Source organism: Terribacillus sp. FSL K6-0262, from assembly GCF_037977385.1.
Classification (GTDB): Bacteria; Bacillota; Bacilli; order Bacillales; family Amphibacillaceae; genus Terribacillus.
The window spans coordinates 603,660-619,221 of the sequence record NZ_CP150277.1; the positions used below are offsets into that span (position 1 = coordinate 603,660).

Genomic DNA, 15,562 nt, shown 5'->3' on the forward strand with positions numbered 1-15,562 from the left:
TTGTGTAATATCTATGCCGATGGACAAGGATTCATGACACGGATCAGGAGGCTTGACGCTGTTCTTTATGATAGCGCTTGAACATCATATTATAAACGAAGGCACTTACCAGAGCCAACAGAGCAAGGATGGTGAATGCGAACTGATAGCTTACATAACTGACGACAACCAGACTTAACGGTGCAAGCAGCTTTCCTAATGTGAAGCGCAGACTTGCAGCAGAAAAGTATTGCCCCCTGCTCTCTTCCGTTGCCAATGATGCGACGAAACTTTCCTGTAAACCGACTACCATAAGCTCCCCTATCGTAAAAAGGATGATTGCCACTACAAAGATCCAGAAGCTTTCCGTCAATCCGTACAAAAGAATACCTGCCGCATAGGCAATGCTGGAGCCCACGAATACACGGGCAATTCGGAATTTCGTGACAAACTTGGTCGTAAATACGGTAAATAGGGCAACCAATAACCCATTCAGCGCCAGAATAAGTGAGAATGCTTGTTTGCCATCCACTTCGATACGGAAATCCCCGAGTGCAAATACAGTCTGATTCGTGATGACTTCGCTCGTGTATACAGCAATCAGGATATCCAGCTGCATGAATGTTTGGGCAACCAATACACCGGCAACGATGAAGAGCAGGAATGTACGGTCTTGAGCGATGATCCTATACGTCTGCATCTCTTTCCAGACAGCTTTATACCATGTTGCATGATCAGCTTTTGCTTGTCTTTTATCCGGCACTGTTTCCCTGATGAAGATTTGCATGATGATGAACAATATAGCTGTAAGCATAAAGCCTGCCAGCAGCATTTGGAAACGGTATGAGTAAAATAACACGGTGCCGATCAGCGGGCCCACCACAACGGCGATATTCACACTAGTGTAAAAAACGGCGAAAACAGAAGCCCGATGTTTCTCCTGGACCACATCGGCTACCATTGCGTGTGATGCCGGCCAATACAGCGCACTCCAAATGCCGAGGAAACTGAACGCAAGGAAGGTCAGGGCTGATGAAGTCAGCCATGGTGAGTTCGCGGACGCGAACACCAGGAAGGTGATGGATTGCCCTGCAACTGCAATGCTCATCATCCTTCTCCTCCCAAAACGGTCAGCGCAATATCCCCCTACCAGACTTGCCAGGACGGAAAGGGCTTGGGATAGCATAAGCAGCCAGCCAGCCCTGTCCTTTCCGAAAGCATCCTGGAAGAAAATCGTCATGAACGGGAAGTAAGCCCAAAAAAGGAAGTTCATCATCGCTTCCCCAAGCAGACGGATTTTTAGATTCCGATCCCAATCCTTCCATTTCATATACTTCCCTCTATTCTATTGTTTTCTCTCTTTCCAGCAGTCACTCCCGCTCAAATACAGGCTTATAGAAACTGCGGTTTTCCAAGGAAAAGACACGTTCCGAGAAATCTCCCGGTGCTACCTTATCCATTACACGCTGCAGGGTATTCATTTTTGCATCGATCAAATCGATCATATGCAGCAGCTCTGCTTCACGGACAAGCGGCGGCTTCGGACTGCCCCACTCCCCTTTGCCATGATGGCTGAGGATCATATGCTGTAAAATCATCACTTCCTCCGCCTCTATTTGCAGTTCCCGGGCTGCCCTGGCAATTTCATCCGACATGATGGATATATGGCCGAGCAGTTTCCCTTCCACTGTATAAGAAGGATTAGTGGCACCGGATAGTTCCCGTAATTTACCGATATCGTGAAGGATGATCCCTGCATATAGTAAATCCTTATTGATTTCGGGATAAAGATTCTTCAATTCCCGGGCTATCCGCAGCATCGAGACAACATGGTATGCAAGCCCGGAAACGAACTCATGATGATTGCGTACTGCCGCAGGGTAAGCGAGCAGCTGCTCCTGATAATTGGATAGAAAATACCGCGTAATCCGTTGCAGATTGGGATTTTCCATTTCAAAAATGAATGATGTCAATTCTTCCAATAGCTGCTCCTTGGACAGCGGTGCCCGCTTGACGAAATCATGCGCATGAACCCCATCCGCTGGTTCCGACAGACGGATAGCCTGAATTTTAAGCTGCAGGCGGCCGCGGAATGCATTTACCTCTCCTTGGATTTTAACCACTTGATCTGCTTGGTATCGCTGTTCATCTGCAGGTGATGCGTCCCATAGCTTCGCTTCGATGTCTCCGGTATCATCTCCCAGTATCAAGGTCAAAAAAGCTTTTCCATTACTGGCAATCGCCTTATCTGCTTGTTTGATCAGCAGAAAGCCATCAAATTTATCCCCTACCTGAAAATATCCGATTCCTTTTTTCAACGCTTTTCTCCTCCCTCATAAATACAGCCCTCACTATGCTAGCAAGGGCTTCATGCTCCCAGCGCCAGTTATCTCTTTGGCGGCTTTGGAACGTATTTGAATATCTCTCCTGATTCGACCACATTGATGAACTGCAGCAGCCACATATAATAATCACGCGCATATAACAGGCGGTCAATATCTTTATCAATCTTCCCGACCAGTTCGGGATCATCCACTTCTTCTTTCAACTGCTTCAGTTCCTCGATCGTCTCCTCCGCTTCTTCCAAATTCGATTGGGTGCTTTTCTCCCACTTATTCCCGAAGAGTGACGTAAAAGATTTGTACCAGTCTTCCTCCGATTTATATAGATCCTTGCGTATACCTTTTTTATATGCCGGCTCCACCATTTTCATTTCTGCCAACGCTCTGACACCTGTGGACATGCTTGTTTTACTCATCTCCAAAGCATCCCTCATATCATCAAGCGTCATTGGCCGATCCGCAAAATACAGCGCACCATATAGCCGGCCAACAGATGAGGTGATCCCATATAAATTCATATTCTTGGCAATGACCTGTATGAACTTTTCGATCGTTTCCTCATATTTAGCCCAATTTTCTTCATTACTCGGCACTGCCCGACCCTCCAGCTTACAATAATCCAATTTTTATCTTAATCAGTTTACCATTATTGTCGTCTTTTTGCGAATGCTAAAACGCTATCAGGAACTAGTTTTCTGTGTCTTTTCAAGCTGAAGCACTTCGAATTCCCGGGACCATTCGGTTGACGGCTCTTCCCACGTGAATAAAATGATTTGCTGGACATTTGCAGCAGCTTGGAGTATCGGCAAGAAACGTCCCCTCCTGGCAAGATCCGTGTGGCTGAATGCATCATCGATCAATAGCGGAAAACTCTCCTTTACACCAAGATGCCGGGAAAGCGCAAGCCGCAGACAAAGATAAAGCTGTTCGATTGTACCTCTGGATAGCTGTTCAACCTCGATATTCCTGTCAAGCTTATCCTTTACAATCAGCTTCCCTTCCTCTGTCAATGCGAGAGCGGAATACGTATCTGCCACTTCAGAGAAAATCCTTCCCGCTTCATTCAATACTATAGGAAGTTTTTCTTCCTGGAAGATTCGCTTCGTTTGTCGCAGCATATCGTAAGCAAGCTTACGTACAGCCCATTTCCTTCCAGCAGCTGTCAGCAATTGCTTTTGACGCTGCAATTCGTGGTAAGCCACCGAAGCTTCTGTATCCGATTCAAGATCGGCCAGCTTTACCTGCAGCGTCGCTGCTTGCTGTCGATATCTATCCAGTTCCTCTTCGAGAGTCTCCTGCTCCATTTCGAGATTGGCAATCAGCCGCTCCGCTTTTTCCTGCTCGAATTCGATTACATCCTCCGAAGACTGTCCGTCAGGCAGGATCGCTTTGATCTGCATTCGATAGTGCTCCAGCTCTTCCGTAAGCCGCCTCTTTTTCCGATCCAGCTCAGCTAGCTGCAGGAATTGATTGTCATCCTTGGCGCCCGCACGTGAAAGCAACTGCGCCTTTTGTTCCTGTAAAGGCTGTATCTGTTTTTCAAGTTCAGATCGCTGCTGCTCGATGTCATGCCGGCGAACTGACAGCTGCTCCTTCATATGCCTTAGCTTCTGCTGTGTCCCCAGTATGTATTCAGCCTCTTCGATCGTTGCCTCGGCGGATAAATCACCCGGCAGATTCAAGATCCGCTGCAGCTTGGAAATGGTTTTCTTATAGTGATGCTGCTGTTCTGACAGCTCTCGTTCTGCCCTTTCAAGCGCAAGCTCCAACTGCTCCCTTGCCTTCCATTCCTGGGTTGCCTGCAGCCAATCGACCAGCGGAATCTCTTTCAAGAAAGGAAATCGCTCCCTCCATACACCCGCTTTCTGCTGCAAACCTTCTCTTTGCTGCAGCTGATTCGACTGTTCCTGCAGCAATTCCATAAGCTGCATTTCCATTGGATGGCGCTGCTCCTCCAACTGCCGCCAGCGGATTCTTAAATCCTGCTGCTCTTCCAATTTCTCTTCTTCGTAAGAGGAGGAACCCGAAGATTTTCGGCCAAGATGCCAAAACAATGCGGCACCGCCCATCAGCAAAATGCTGCTGGAAACCAAGATCCAATTTACCGTTATGGTGCCGATACCACCCAAAAACAATGCCAAAACAAGCAAAAGACTGGCAGGAGATACAATCCCCCTCCGAAAATGATCAGTCGCATGCTGGTTATCCTTTTGGCCATGAAGCTCCCGGTATTCCTTTTCTGACAGCAAACGCTGCTGGATCCGTTCCTGAAGATGATCCATCTTTTCTATTTCCTGCCTTTTAGAAGCAATAGTCTGCTGGGTTCGTTCGCTATCTGCTTGTAGAATCATCATTTCTTCCTGCATTGGCCGCCATTCTTTGGCCGCTTCCGACAAATAAGCATCAAAAAAGAAATCTTCTGGATATGGATAGCTCAAACGAATGCCTGCCATTTGATTCCGCAGGTTGGCGGATTCATCCTTCAATTGCTGTATGCGTTTCTTGACGCTTTCCCAGTCGGTTCTGACTGTTTGTTCATACAGCTCTTTGTATGCATCATCATTCATCAATTGATTTTCAGTTGATTCCAACTCTTGTTGAAGGGCAGCAGATTCTTTTATATGGACGTGATATTGTGCCTCCAATGGCTGCAGCTGATGCTGGATTTCCTGCAGCTGCTCCAGTCCTTCGGCAGGAAAGACTGCCGAAGGTTCTATCTGCTGCAGTTGTTCCTCTGCAAAAGCCGCTTTCCTATGCCATGGAATAGCTTGCAATTTTTGCTTTTGGACACTGATTTTTCCCCGGAGCTGGACCTTGCTGGCTTGCAGGTCAGCAATCTTTTCCAGTATCTCCTGTAATTTTTCCTTATCCGGGAGATAAGCCGCCTCTTTTTGCTCCAGCTCCTGTACCAGACGCTCTTGTTCAGCAAAAGCATGCAGCATGGCATTTATTTTCGGCTTTCTTCCCTGGGGACGAAACAGCTGCTGTAAATCCTGCTGCAGCTGTTTCTCCAGCTTGGGCACTGCAGCTGCACCTGTTTGTCCTGCATTCAGCAGGACTTGACCGAGCTGCTCCTTATCTGTCATCTGCAAGGAAATGAGCTGTTCCGTATCCAGGACGAATACTTGACGATATACCGAAAGATCCATACCTCCAAGCCGTTCATTCAGCCATTGCTGATCCTTCTGCTCGCCTTCCGAATAGCATACAGCCTGCCCATTGTGCCGATCCTGGATCCGCTCCACCATGACCTCTCCATCAGGAAACCAAAGCGTAAGCCTTCCGCCGGCTGTACCGCCTGTCCTTGGTAAAAAAGACTCCAAATCACGTGTACGCATACCGAACAATATATAAATGATGAATGCTTTCAATGTCGATTTACCAGCTTCGTTTTCCCCTTGAATGATGATCGGCGACTTGCTTTGAAAATCGAAGGTATAATCATGCAGTTTACCAAAATCGTATATATGTCCACCAATGATATGCATGTTCATTCCACCTCCAATAAAGTCTGAAGCAGCAATTGTTTCGCCTCCTCCAGCATCTCCTGCAATTCACTTTCCGAATAGGACTGCTTGATTTTACGGAACTGACGATTTCTCAGCAGCTCCTCCAAGCTGTCCCTCATCTCATCCGGCTGAAAGGAAGTGCTGAGCAATGCAGCTGTAAAATCGCTGCGCTGCCGGAATTGCTCCTGCTTCACGTCAAGGGAGGCCTGGATATCATAACTTGCCAGGACGAGCTGGCTGCCGAGGTTCTGCTGCTGTTCATTCACGATGTCAAGCAGCTCTTCCAGTCTATCCTCCTGCTCCCAAGCCACCACCTGATGGGCCGGCCCTCGGAAGGTCACGTGCAGAACACCCGCCCCGAACGCTTTTTCCCATTTCAGGCATAGCTCCATCAAAGCCTTTTCCGCGTCATATAATGCCAAGCCTCCCTCCATGTCAAACACCACTTCCTCAAATCGCAGGTCCTGCAAAGGTACAAAAGTCATGGAGCAGGTGTGTCCCTCCAACTCCACCAAGTAGCAGCCCTTTTCCCCAGCCTCTTTGCGGTGCCTGCCCTGGATATTGCCTGGATAGGCAATCGGCGGCTGCTCAGATAATATCTCCCGCTTGTGAATATGCCCCAATGCCCAATAATCAAAGCCAGTGCGCTTCAATTCATCTATGCCGAAGGGTGCATAGACATCCGCAGCACTGCCTGTGGCAATGCTGCCATGGAGCATTCCAATCTGATATATTCCTGTGCCCCTTGCTTTATAATCCTGCGCCTTTCTTGATTTGATATGCCTGGTTGTATAACTGAATCCATGAATGGCAGCTGCCGGCTCTCCATTCTTTTCATATAGGAAAGTTTCCACTTTTTCAGTCTTGAAAATATGTACATTTTCCGGATAGATCATCATCGGCTGCTTTCCTGTAAAATCATGGTTGCCATACTGTATATACACTTCGATCCGATGCTTTTGCAGCTCCCTGCAAGCTTCCCGCAAAGCAACGAGCGCTTTTAAGGATTGTCTGTTGGAATCGAAAATATCCCCTGCAAGCAGGACGAAATCAACGCTATTATCGATGGCGCATTGTACCAGCCTTCTCAAGGATTCGAATGTGCTCTCCTGCAGACGTTTTTTCATCGCGGGATGTGCAGCAGTCAGCCCCTCCATTTGACTATCCAAATGCAGGTCGGCAGCATGGATGAATGTTAATTTTGGCTGCATAGAATAATCCTTTCATGTGCTTTTCTTTCTATAGTAGCACGCCATACTTACGAATGCACGTTCGGTTTCCGAACAAAAGAAAACCTCTTTGCCGATGGGCAAAGAGGCTGCTGCTTACTGCATGTCAGGCTGTCCGTAAAGCTCTTCCAGAGGCTTCGTGATGATGCGGCTGATATCGTTGATTGCGACATTCAAGCGCTGTTCCTGCTCCATTAATTTTGCAATCTGTTCGTTCTGCTGCACAACTTGCACGACGCTTTGTGCTTTTTGTACTTCTTCTTCGGTGATTTCCTGTCCCTGCATTTGTTTTTGCTGCAATTCCAGCTGGATGTTACGGAAGTTTTCGAACATCTGCTTGGAAGATGAATCGTTCATTACCGTATCATAAGCGGCTTTCAAGCCTTTGAATTCTTCACTTTCACGAATTGCTTTTTCTAAGTCATACGCATGATCGTACATATTAGCCATGGTACGTACCTCCTCATTTTTACTCAAGTTCCACTATAACAAACCGACAGGACGCTGTATAGTTCAAGCCATCAGATAAAGAGCGCAATGACTCCTTGAACGATTCCGATGAGGCCCCCCAACAGGAAACCAAGATAAGTGATCAGCTTGAATTCTTTATTGGAGATGGCCAGAACAAGCTCCTCGACTCGTTCCAGCGGAAAACCGGACACTTCTTTTTCGACCATCTTGGAGAGCTCCAATTGCTCCATGATCACAGGCACTTGATCAGCGAGGCGACGGAGAATACGCCGTACCAGTACTGTCAGCTTGTCCTCCACCACTTTATCCTCTGCATTTTCCATATACACATGAATCGGTGTATCGAGCAGCTCATCAAATGGTATCGACTTCCTTATCAGTTGATGGATTGCATCATCCACCATATCCACACCGATTGCTTCGGTCACTTCACCTACTTTTTTGCTCAACAGTTTATCCATTTCTCCGGCAAGCAGCTGATGCAGCCAGCGATAAGTACCTTCAGCACCGATTGATTCCATGATCACAGGCTGAATCTTGTCAACGGCACTGTTTGGATCCATGAAAGAAGACAGCATGCTGCCTAAAAAGCCCCTGCCTTGGAGAAAGTTCTGAACCAGCTCCTGTATCTTCCGCCGGCCATCATAGCTGTCAACATAAGCAAGCAGCATCTGCTGAATATGAGAAGCAGCCCGCCCGGCTGCCAGCTCTGTCTTTTCCTTCAATTCAATCGGCAATAAGCTACCAAGCTCTTTATCAGTCTGCTTTTCAAGCTGTCTGCTTAAGAAACCAGCTGTCTTCTCATGCAGATCGTTTATATCAACCGTTATATTTAAATCAGAAAGCAGCTGCCTTGGTGTACGATCAGAACGAATGAATCGAAGCACTTCCCGTTTCACCCATATATTCACCTTCATCCGGAAGCCTTCGTCAATCAACCTCGCCTGCATCCCTTGAGGGGTAAGCAAATGCTCTGTTACAGTCTTCCCAAGCGAACGAGCCAAATCATTCCTGCGTTTTGGGATCAATCCTGGTGTAAAGGGCAGCCGCCATCTTCCTATATAAATGGCGCGATGAGGCTTGAACAGCATCTTGATAGCCAAGTAATTCGTGGCTCCGCCAATCAGCGCCCCGATAATCGCCATGGATAAAATCAACCAAATATCTCCACTATTCATGTTTTATCGACCTTTCTGTTTACTTCGGTTTTAGTATAATACAAATAACACCAATCACAAAGAAACAGATTGTCCGGATAGGAGAATGTACATGCTTGAAGAACTGGAAAAACTAATTTCAGGTATCGTAAAAACAAACAGTTTTGATGGCCTTGATACAGATCGATACCATTGGTTCCGAATGGAGGATGGCGAAACCATCGGTCTGCCTGCTGAGAAGCTGAGTGAACGAGAGCTCGCTTTGCTTTATCATATCGGTTCACCCGTCACTTTACCGAACGAAAGCAATACGGATACAGCTTGGTATCAGCTGCTGCACGGGGAAGCAAAAGCAGATGGATTGATGCAAAGCCAGCTTTATGCGGACGGCTGCCGCTTCATTTTTTTCAGCATAGAAGGCCAAACGAAAGCAGCATCCTTCCGGGAGGCAATGGATAACTTGACCGATAATCCGCTTGCCTATATTTGGTTCACCAAACACACTGGCGTGATAATCGAAAGCCGCCAGAAAGAACCTATTTTTTATGAAGAAGCCGTCGACATGCTTATGTATGACTTATCAGCTTCCATCCGCCTATTCATCAGTCCTTGGCTGCCTTCCGTGGAGGAGGCAGCCAAGCAATATGAATGGCTCCTTGCCACATTCCAGCAATTGCCCTCCCATACCGCCAAACATGTACTATATTTTCAGGAAGCTGTTCCTCTATTGTTACATGCGCTGCTGCCAGACAATGATCGTGAAAATATCGCGCGGCACATTTTGCAAGGACTGGATGAGGATGACGAGCTGCTGCGGACAGTGCGTATGTATTTCGCCTGCAACCAGAACCTGACCTTGACCGCCAAGAAGCTTTACATACATCGCAATAGCTTGAATTACCGCTTGGATAAGCTGACAGAAAAAACCGGCCTCGACATCCGGAAATTCCAGGATGCCTTTGCCCTTTTCTGGGCGCTCCATAATCTTCCATAAAGAAAGAGGCACCTCGAATGGGTGCCTCTCTTGCCATCGATATGAAATTAGAATTGACCGCCGCTAAGCTGAGACTGAGCAGAAGCTACAAGACGTTTCGTGATCTCTCCACCAACAGAACCGTTAGCACGAGAAGTTTCGTTACCGCCTAGAGTCACTCCGAACTCTTGTGCGATTTCGTATTTCATTTGATCGATTGCTTGTTGTACGCCTGGTACTACCAATTGGTTTGAATTGTTGTTCGCCATGTTTGTTCACCTCCTATGCCTTTAGTTTGGGCAGGAAGGTGTTTTTTATCACGATTACTTATTGGAACTCCTGGTCAAACATGGCATTACTTCGGATAGGTCATCTCTTCCGGCTTGATATAGGAATCGAATTGTTCTTCCGTCAGCAATCCGCTTGCCACCGCAGCTTCTTTCAGGGTCGTATTCTCAGCGAATGCTTTCTTGGCAATCTTTGCTGCATTTTCATAACCGATATGCGGGTTCAAAGCTGTTACGAGCATCAAAGAATCCTGAAGGTTTTTTGCGATTTTTTCTCGATTCGGCTCCAGCCCGATCGCACAGCGGTCATTGAAGGATATCATACTATCCGCAAGCAGCTGGGCAGATTGAATGAAGTTGTATGCAATGACCGGTTTGAATACATTCAGCTCGAAGTTCCCTTGGCTGGCTGCAAAACCGATGGCTGCATCATTCCCCATCACCTGTACAGCTACCATTGTAACGGCTTCGCTTTGAGTAGGGTTCACTTTACCAGGCATGATGGAGCTTCCCGGTTCATTGGCAGGGATTTCGATTTCGCCGATGCCACAGCGCGGGCCGCTCGCCAGCCAGCGCACATCATTGGCTATTTTCATCATATCTGCTGCCAGACCCTTCAGTGCTCCATGCGCATACACGATTTCATCATGGCTTGTCAGAGCATGGAATTTATTTGCGGCCGATCGGAATTCCTTTCCTGTGGCAACGGACAATTCATGACAGACTTTTTCAGAGAAGTCAGGATGTGCATTCAAGCCTGTCCCGACTGCTGTTCCGCCAATTGCCAATTCCTGCACATACGGAAGGCTTGTCTTGATCATCTGCTCTGATTTTTCCAGCATGCGATGCCAGCCGCTTATTTCCTGTCCAAGCGTAAGCGGAGTTGCATCCTGGAGGTGCGTGCGCCCGATTTTCACGATGTCCTGATATGCTTCGGATTTCTCCTTCATTGTTGTTTTGAGCTTATTCAAGGCAGGCAGCACGGTATCTTCCAGCTGTGTCATAGCAGCTATATGTAAAGCTGTCGGGTAAGTATCGTTTGAGCTTTGGGATTTATTCACATCATCATTCGGATGCAGGCGCGCTTCTTTCCCTTGTTCCTCCAGCCACTTGTTTCCGACAAAAGCAATGACTTCATTCACATTCATATTGGATTGCGTGCCGCTGCCTGTCTGCCAGACCACCAGCGGAAAATGCTCATCCAGCTCCCCATTCATGATTCGATCGGCAGCAAAACCGATAGCGTCACTTTTATCTTTCTCAAGCAAACCCAAGTCATGGTTTGCCTTTGCAGCACTTTTTTTCAGCAAAGCGAAAGCGTATACAATTTCCTTCGGCATTCTTTCTGTACCAATCGGAAAATTCTCCTTGCTGCGCTGCGTTTGTGCTCCCCAAAACTTATCTGCAGGAACTTGGATTTCTCCGATTGTATCTTTTTCCATGCGAAATTCCATTTTACTTCCCCTCTCCTAGATCTTCATTTGATAAGGCACCTATATTGTAACAAATAATCAAGCTTTTTGCGGCTCTCATCTTCGGAAGGTTGGCTATGTTTTCATTTTTGAAAAAATTTAATAATTTGGCTACCTTTCCTGGATACAATATGTTAGAATCAAGGTGAGTTAATCATTATTCAATTTCTTGTGCAGCAATTGTAAGCACATTTGGACCAGTAAGTCTCTGGCATAGTATGCCGCTAATAATGTATGTGACCTCCCATCACATAAATTGGAGCCACCGCCCATTTGGACAGTGGCTCTTTTTCAGTTCTTAAGATCGGACTTCATTTGGAAATGCTCCTCCAATGTCGATCCTTCTTCATAGATTTGTTTTGCAAGATCCTTACCGACATAGCGGATATGCCATGGTTCATAGCTATAACCGGTAATGTCAGACTTTCCTTCCGGATAGCGGATGATGAATCCATATTCATGTGCATGCTCTGCCAGCCATTTCCCTTCATCCGTGTCGATGAATGTTTCTTCCAGAGCAAGCGCCATCTCCGCAGAAGTCAAATCGATGGCAAGTCCTGTCTGGTGCTCACTCCGCCCAGGCCTGGACGATACTTTATCCGTTTCTTCCTGCCCTTGAGTAGCAACGTTATTCTCGTATATTTCCTTTTGTCTTGCTTCCGATCTATAGCCGCTCGCTGCTACCAGCTCCATACCGTCTTTCTTGGAAGCGGCAAACAGCTCTTCCAATGCTTCGGCTGCCTCTTTGCGCAACTTCCGCTTTTCCAGATGCTCATCAAAATAAAACGGTACATCCGGTTCGACCAGATCCTTCGGTTCCCAGCCATCGGGGAACTTCCTTGTTTTATTCACGACAACCTCGATACTATCAGGATTATCGACTGTCACAGGGTTTTCGATGGTGCCCACTACATCATCAGCTTCCACCTGATGCTGGTCAGGCTTTGCATCAGCAGTCTGTTCCTTTTCGGTTCCTTCTTTTTCCTGATTCTGCTCTGCCTGCTGATTTTCTGTCTGTTTCTCAGCCGTCTTATTCTCATTCGTATCTTGCTCCTGGCTGGTTTGCTCGCTTTGACATCCTGCTGCGACTAATACAGCGCCAAGCACAGCAAACAGCATCAAACGCTTCATTTCTAAAATCTCCTCTTCGCACTTCTTATTTTTTGAAGCTATTATAGCATAGCTATCAAATTTTTTCGCACGTAAAAAGACCTGCCTTGTCCAATGACAGGGCAGATCCTGTAATTTTATTATATCATTCCAGAACATAAGGGCGATAAGCTTCACTCAATTCCCTGAATCGTTCCTCATCTTTATTATCGATGCATGCATTGATCTGGGCTTCCAGTCTATTCTTGTTCCAGGTAAAGTAAAATTCATCCAGCATAAGTCTTGTGGCCAGCTTCACTTCAAACGAAATCTCCCGCTTTGCTTTCACATAAGAACGCTTCCCCTTCGTTCTTTGCAGACGATAGACAACTTTATGCTTTTTCATGGAACGATTCCCCCTGGGTTCCTTTTTTCCATTATGCTGGATAAACATTAATTTTGCAACAATTTTCTGATTAGTTGATTAAATTAATGTAAATGCGGAACCGGATTGTGTCTTTGCTCCTCTGGAACGGGAGGTTTGATGAATTTTAATGTGAGCAAGGCTGCAATAAGGGCTGCGCCGGCAAATGTCACAATCAGCCAGATAAGATCCGCCTTCAGCAGAATAGCAACCGCCGGAGGACCAGCCGCCACACCTACATAACGCATGGCGCTCAGCAAGGACGTGATCGTGCCCCGCACATCCTTTTCCATATTGCTTGTGACCAATGAGTCCAGACATGGCAGTCCCGCTCCGATTCCCACACCCGCAACAAGGAAGACAGCCATCATGAAGACAATTCCTTTCGAGAAATAGAGTGCGATCGTTACGACGCCTGCACAGACCGCTCCTGTGAATGTGATCCATTTCATCAGTCTGCCATTGCTCTTGATCCATTTGCCCGTCAAATAAGAAGAAAGGCATAATGCCGCCAGCGGTATGGCCAAAACCGCTCCCTTGAGTATGCCATGCATACCATACTTTTCTTCCAGTACAGTGCTCAAATAAAAAAGGATGCCAAAGAGAAGGAACATAAGAATGGCACCGATAAGGAAAGTTGCTGACAGCCAGCCGCCATGTTCATGGAATGCCGCCTTCGTGTTTTTCATGAATGTTTTGAAATCATTGCCTTTCTCATCGTCTTTTGGCCTTTTGATAAGGAAGAGGACAAGCAAAAAGGAAATTGCACAAAAAACAGGGATTGCATAAAACGGCAGATACCAAAGGAAACCTGCCAGCAGCGCCCCAAGCACAGGGCTTAATACTTTTCCGAAGGTGTTGGCCGTTTCGACAATACCGAGTGTGGCACTGACATCTTCCTCTTTATCGAACATATCCCCGACAAGCGGAAGGACAACCGGCGCTGCCCCGGCTACCCCTACTCCTTGCAGGATCCTCCCTATCAAAATCCAAAGGTATGGACTTTCACTCCCGGTGGCAAAAATTCCAGCTATAAGTCCGCCTGCCCCGGCAATGACCAATGAAGGAAGAATGACAGCTTTGCGCCCGAAACGATCAGACAGAAAGCCGGCTATAGGAATGAATATGATGGCTACAATCGAATAGAATGTAATGATGAAGCTCGATTGGAGTTTGGTGATATCCAGTTCCTCCTCCATCAATGGAAGCACCGGCAGCAGCATGGAATTCCCAAGTGTCATGATCAAAGGGATCGATGCAAGCGACACAATTGACCAGCGCATATCCTTCGGCGATTTACCTGCCGATTTATTTTGTTCACCCATATGTCGTCTCCTGCCTTTCGCAAACTACTTTCATTTTCTGCAAGGCACGAGGTTTTTATCCAAATTAAAAAATCCCAGCTAAGTCTGGGATCAATTTGCCTGCGGCAGCAGGACCGAAGTATCTGCATAAGTCCAATAACAATTGCGCCAGCCTTGCTCCCTGGCCAGCTTCTCGAAATTTTCTGCCTCACTTCCGTAGAATCGGATGATCGCTTGCTCCGGCGTCTCGGCCTCGGGACTGATCACGATATCCAGTTCCTTATAAAAACGCATTCCTTCCAAGGTGCCTTCAATGATGATCTTTTCCTGGCTCATTTTTTTCAACCCCTTCGTATATTGATCAAGCAGAAGAATATAATGTACTATCTTGTACCCATTCTGGACAGGCTTTAACCATTCCTGCCCCAGGATGAGATCGGAGGAAATTTTACATATGAGCCAGTATGATAATTTGCGGGCTGGTGAGAAAGGAGCCTTGCTCAGTATAACAGCTTATTTGCTGTTATCCTTCATCAAACTGCTCGCCGCTTACATCGGGGATTCCGATGCGCTGTTTGCGGACGGGCTTAATAATACAACGGATGTCATAGCATCCGTCGCTGTACTGATAGGATTGCGTATATCGCGGAAGCCGCCCGACCTCGAGCATAAATACGGACATTTCCGGGCGGAGACAATCGCATCGCTTGTCGCTGCATTCATCATGATTTCTGTTGGACTTCATGTCCTGTTCGACACCTTCGAGCGATTGATGGAACCAGACTACGTCCAGCCTGATATGCTGACAGGCTGGACTGCCTTGGGAGCTGCTTTTGTCATGATGGCAGTCCACCGATACAACGCAGCCCTAGCTAAACGCATCAAAAGTTCAGCATTGATGGCTGCCGCTCAGGACAATCGTTCTGACGGATTGGTGAGTTTAGGTGCTTTCATCGGGATTTCGGGAGCCCAGTTCGGCTATTATTGGCTGGATCCGCTGGCTGGATTCATTGTCGGGATATTGATATGCAAAACGGCTTGGGATATTTTCTATGACGCAACGTATTCCCTAACGGATGGATATGATGTGGATAGATTATTAAAAATTCGTCAAAGCATCCTGCAGGATGAGGATGTACTCGAGGTCGTCGAAATCAAAGCCAGGCTCCACGGCAATCAATCCCTGGTCGATGTCATCATCCGGGTCGATGCCTCCCTCAATGTAAAAGAAAGTCACGCCATCACCGAAAGATTGGAAAAGCTGCTCATAAAAAAGCACGACATCTTCCATACCTTCATCCATATCGAACCATAAAAAAGCCTATA

General features: G+C 46.9%; 15 protein-coding genes. 2 read left to right on the forward strand and 13 right to left on the reverse strand.

Features of this window, described 5'->3' with window-relative positions:
- Positions 1-43 precede the first annotated feature (43 nt).
- From MHI54_RS03070 to MHI54_RS03100, 7 genes are all read right to left on the reverse strand, one after another.
- Positions 44-1,309 (reverse strand): MFS transporter, encoded by a 1,266-nt coding sequence (locus MHI54_RS03070; protein WP_340082281.1) that lies wholly within the window; start codon positions 1,307-1,309, stop codon positions 44-46.
- Between the two features lie 40 nt (positions 1,310-1,349).
- On the reverse strand, positions 1,350-2,297 hold the full coding sequence (gene yhaM, locus MHI54_RS03075) for a 3'-5' exoribonuclease YhaM (protein WP_095216499.1): 948 nt from the start codon (positions 2,295-2,297) through the stop codon (positions 1,350-1,352).
- Between the two features lie 68 nt (positions 2,298-2,365).
- Positions 2,366-2,914 (reverse strand): GbsR/MarR family transcriptional regulator, encoded by a 549-nt coding sequence (locus MHI54_RS03080; RefSeq protein ID WP_095216498.1) that lies wholly within the window; start codon positions 2,912-2,914, stop codon positions 2,366-2,368.
- An 87-nt stretch (positions 2,915-3,001) separates the two neighbouring features.
- Complete coding sequence (locus tag MHI54_RS03085) at positions 3,002-5,809, reverse strand: AAA family ATPase (protein WP_340082282.1); 2,808 nt, start codon at positions 5,807-5,809, stop codon at positions 3,002-3,004.
- 2 nt (positions 5,810-5,811) lie between these two features.
- Positions 5,812-7,041, reverse strand: a complete 1,230-nt coding sequence (locus tag MHI54_RS03090; RefSeq protein WP_340082283.1) for a DNA repair exonuclease — start codon at positions 7,039-7,041, stop codon at positions 5,812-5,814.
- Positions 7,042-7,155: 114 nt separating this feature from the next.
- Positions 7,156-7,509, reverse strand: a complete 354-nt coding sequence (locus tag MHI54_RS03095; RefSeq protein ID WP_340082284.1) for a YlbF family regulator — start codon at positions 7,507-7,509, stop codon at positions 7,156-7,158.
- A 71-nt stretch (positions 7,510-7,580) separates the two neighbouring features.
- A complete protein-coding gene (locus MHI54_RS03100; RefSeq protein ID WP_158221560.1) occupies positions 7,581-8,687 on the reverse strand; it encodes a DUF445 family protein in 1,107 nt (368 codons plus the stop codon).
- Positions 8,688-8,799: 112 nt separating this feature from the next.
- On the opposite strand from MHI54_RS03100, the gene MHI54_RS03105 reads away from it, so the two are divergent.
- Positions 8,800-9,681, forward strand: coding sequence for a helix-turn-helix domain-containing protein (locus tag MHI54_RS03105; RefSeq protein ID WP_340082285.1), 882 nt, complete (start codon positions 8,800-8,802; stop codon positions 9,679-9,681).
- Positions 9,682-9,728: 47 nt separating this feature from the next.
- On the opposite strand, the gene MHI54_RS03110 is transcribed toward MHI54_RS03105, so the two are convergent.
- The 6 genes from MHI54_RS03110 to MHI54_RS03135 form a co-directional block, all read right to left on the reverse strand.
- Entirely contained in the window at positions 9,729-9,929 is a 201-nt protein-coding gene (locus MHI54_RS03110) for an alpha/beta-type small acid-soluble spore protein (protein ID WP_095216492.1), read from the reverse strand.
- 86 nt (positions 9,930-10,015) lie between these two features.
- On the reverse strand, positions 10,016-11,401 hold the full coding sequence (gene fumC, locus MHI54_RS03115; protein ID WP_340082286.1) for a class II fumarate hydratase: 1,386 nt from the start codon (positions 11,399-11,401) through the stop codon (positions 10,016-10,018).
- A 309-nt stretch (positions 11,402-11,710) separates the two neighbouring features.
- Complete coding sequence (locus tag MHI54_RS03120) at positions 11,711-12,550, reverse strand: M15 family metallopeptidase (RefSeq protein ID WP_340082287.1); 840 nt, start codon at positions 12,548-12,550, stop codon at positions 11,711-11,713.
- Positions 12,551-12,674: 124 nt separating this feature from the next.
- The gene (locus MHI54_RS03125; RefSeq protein WP_340082288.1) at positions 12,675-12,914 is read right to left on the reverse strand and encodes an IDEAL domain-containing protein; all 240 of its coding nucleotides are present in this window, start codon (positions 12,912-12,914) and stop codon (positions 12,675-12,677) included.
- A gap of 83 nt (positions 12,915-12,997) precedes the next feature.
- Positions 12,998-14,257, reverse strand: coding sequence for an MFS transporter (locus MHI54_RS03130; protein WP_095216488.1), 1,260 nt, complete (start codon positions 14,255-14,257; stop codon positions 12,998-13,000).
- A 90-nt stretch (positions 14,258-14,347) separates the two neighbouring features.
- A complete protein-coding gene (locus tag MHI54_RS03135; RefSeq protein ID WP_095216487.1) occupies positions 14,348-14,572 on the reverse strand; it encodes a hypothetical protein in 225 nt (74 codons plus the stop codon).
- Between the two features lie 118 nt (positions 14,573-14,690).
- Here MHI54_RS03135 and MHI54_RS03140 point away from each other — a divergent pair, with 118 nt between their 5' ends.
- Positions 14,691-15,551: a cation diffusion facilitator family transporter gene (locus MHI54_RS03140; protein WP_095216486.1), complete on the forward strand. Its 861-nt coding sequence runs from the start codon at positions 14,691-14,693 to the stop codon at positions 15,549-15,551.
- The last annotated feature ends 11 nt before the right edge of the window (positions 15,552-15,562 follow it).

Coding starts and splice junctions, on each gene's coding strand:
- MHI54_RS03070 (WP_340082281.1), bottom strand. CDS start 1,309: ATGAAATGGAAGGATTGGGATCGGAATCTAAAAATCCGTCTGCTTGGG.
- MHI54_RS03085 (WP_340082282.1), bottom strand. CDS start 5,809: ATGCATATCATTGGTGGACATATATACGATTTTGGTAAACTGCATGAT.
- MHI54_RS03090 (WP_340082283.1), bottom strand. CDS start 7,041: ATGCAGCCAAAATTAACATTCATCCATGCTGCCGACCTGCATTTGGAT.
- MHI54_RS03095 (WP_340082284.1), bottom strand. CDS start 7,509: ATGGCTAATATGTACGATCATGCGTATGACTTAGAAAAAGCAATTCGT.
- MHI54_RS03105 (WP_340082285.1), top strand. CDS start 8,800: ATGCTTGAAGAACTGGAAAAACTAATTTCAGGTATCGTAAAAACAAAC.
- MHI54_RS03110 (WP_095216492.1), bottom strand. CDS start 9,929: ATGGCGAACAACAATTCAAACCAATTGGTAGTACCAGGCGTACAACAA.
- fumC (WP_340082286.1), bottom strand. CDS start 11,401: ATGGAATTTCGCATGGAAAAAGATACAATCGGAGAAATCCAAGTTCCT.
- MHI54_RS03120 (WP_340082287.1), bottom strand. CDS start 12,550: ATGAAGCGTTTGATGCTGTTTGCTGTGCTTGGCGCTGTATTAGTCGCA.
- MHI54_RS03125 (WP_340082288.1), bottom strand. CDS start 12,914: ATGAAAAAGCATAAAGTTGTCTATCGTCTGCAAAGAACGAAGGGGAAG.
- MHI54_RS03130 (WP_095216488.1), bottom strand. CDS start 14,257: ATGGGTGAACAAAATAAATCGGCAGGTAAATCGCCGAAGGATATGCGC.
- MHI54_RS03135 (WP_095216487.1), bottom strand. CDS start 14,572: ATGAGCCAGGAAAAGATCATCATTGAAGGCACCTTGGAAGGAATGCGT.
- MHI54_RS03140 (WP_095216486.1), top strand. CDS start 14,691: ATGAGCCAGTATGATAATTTGCGGGCTGGTGAGAAAGGAGCCTTGCTC.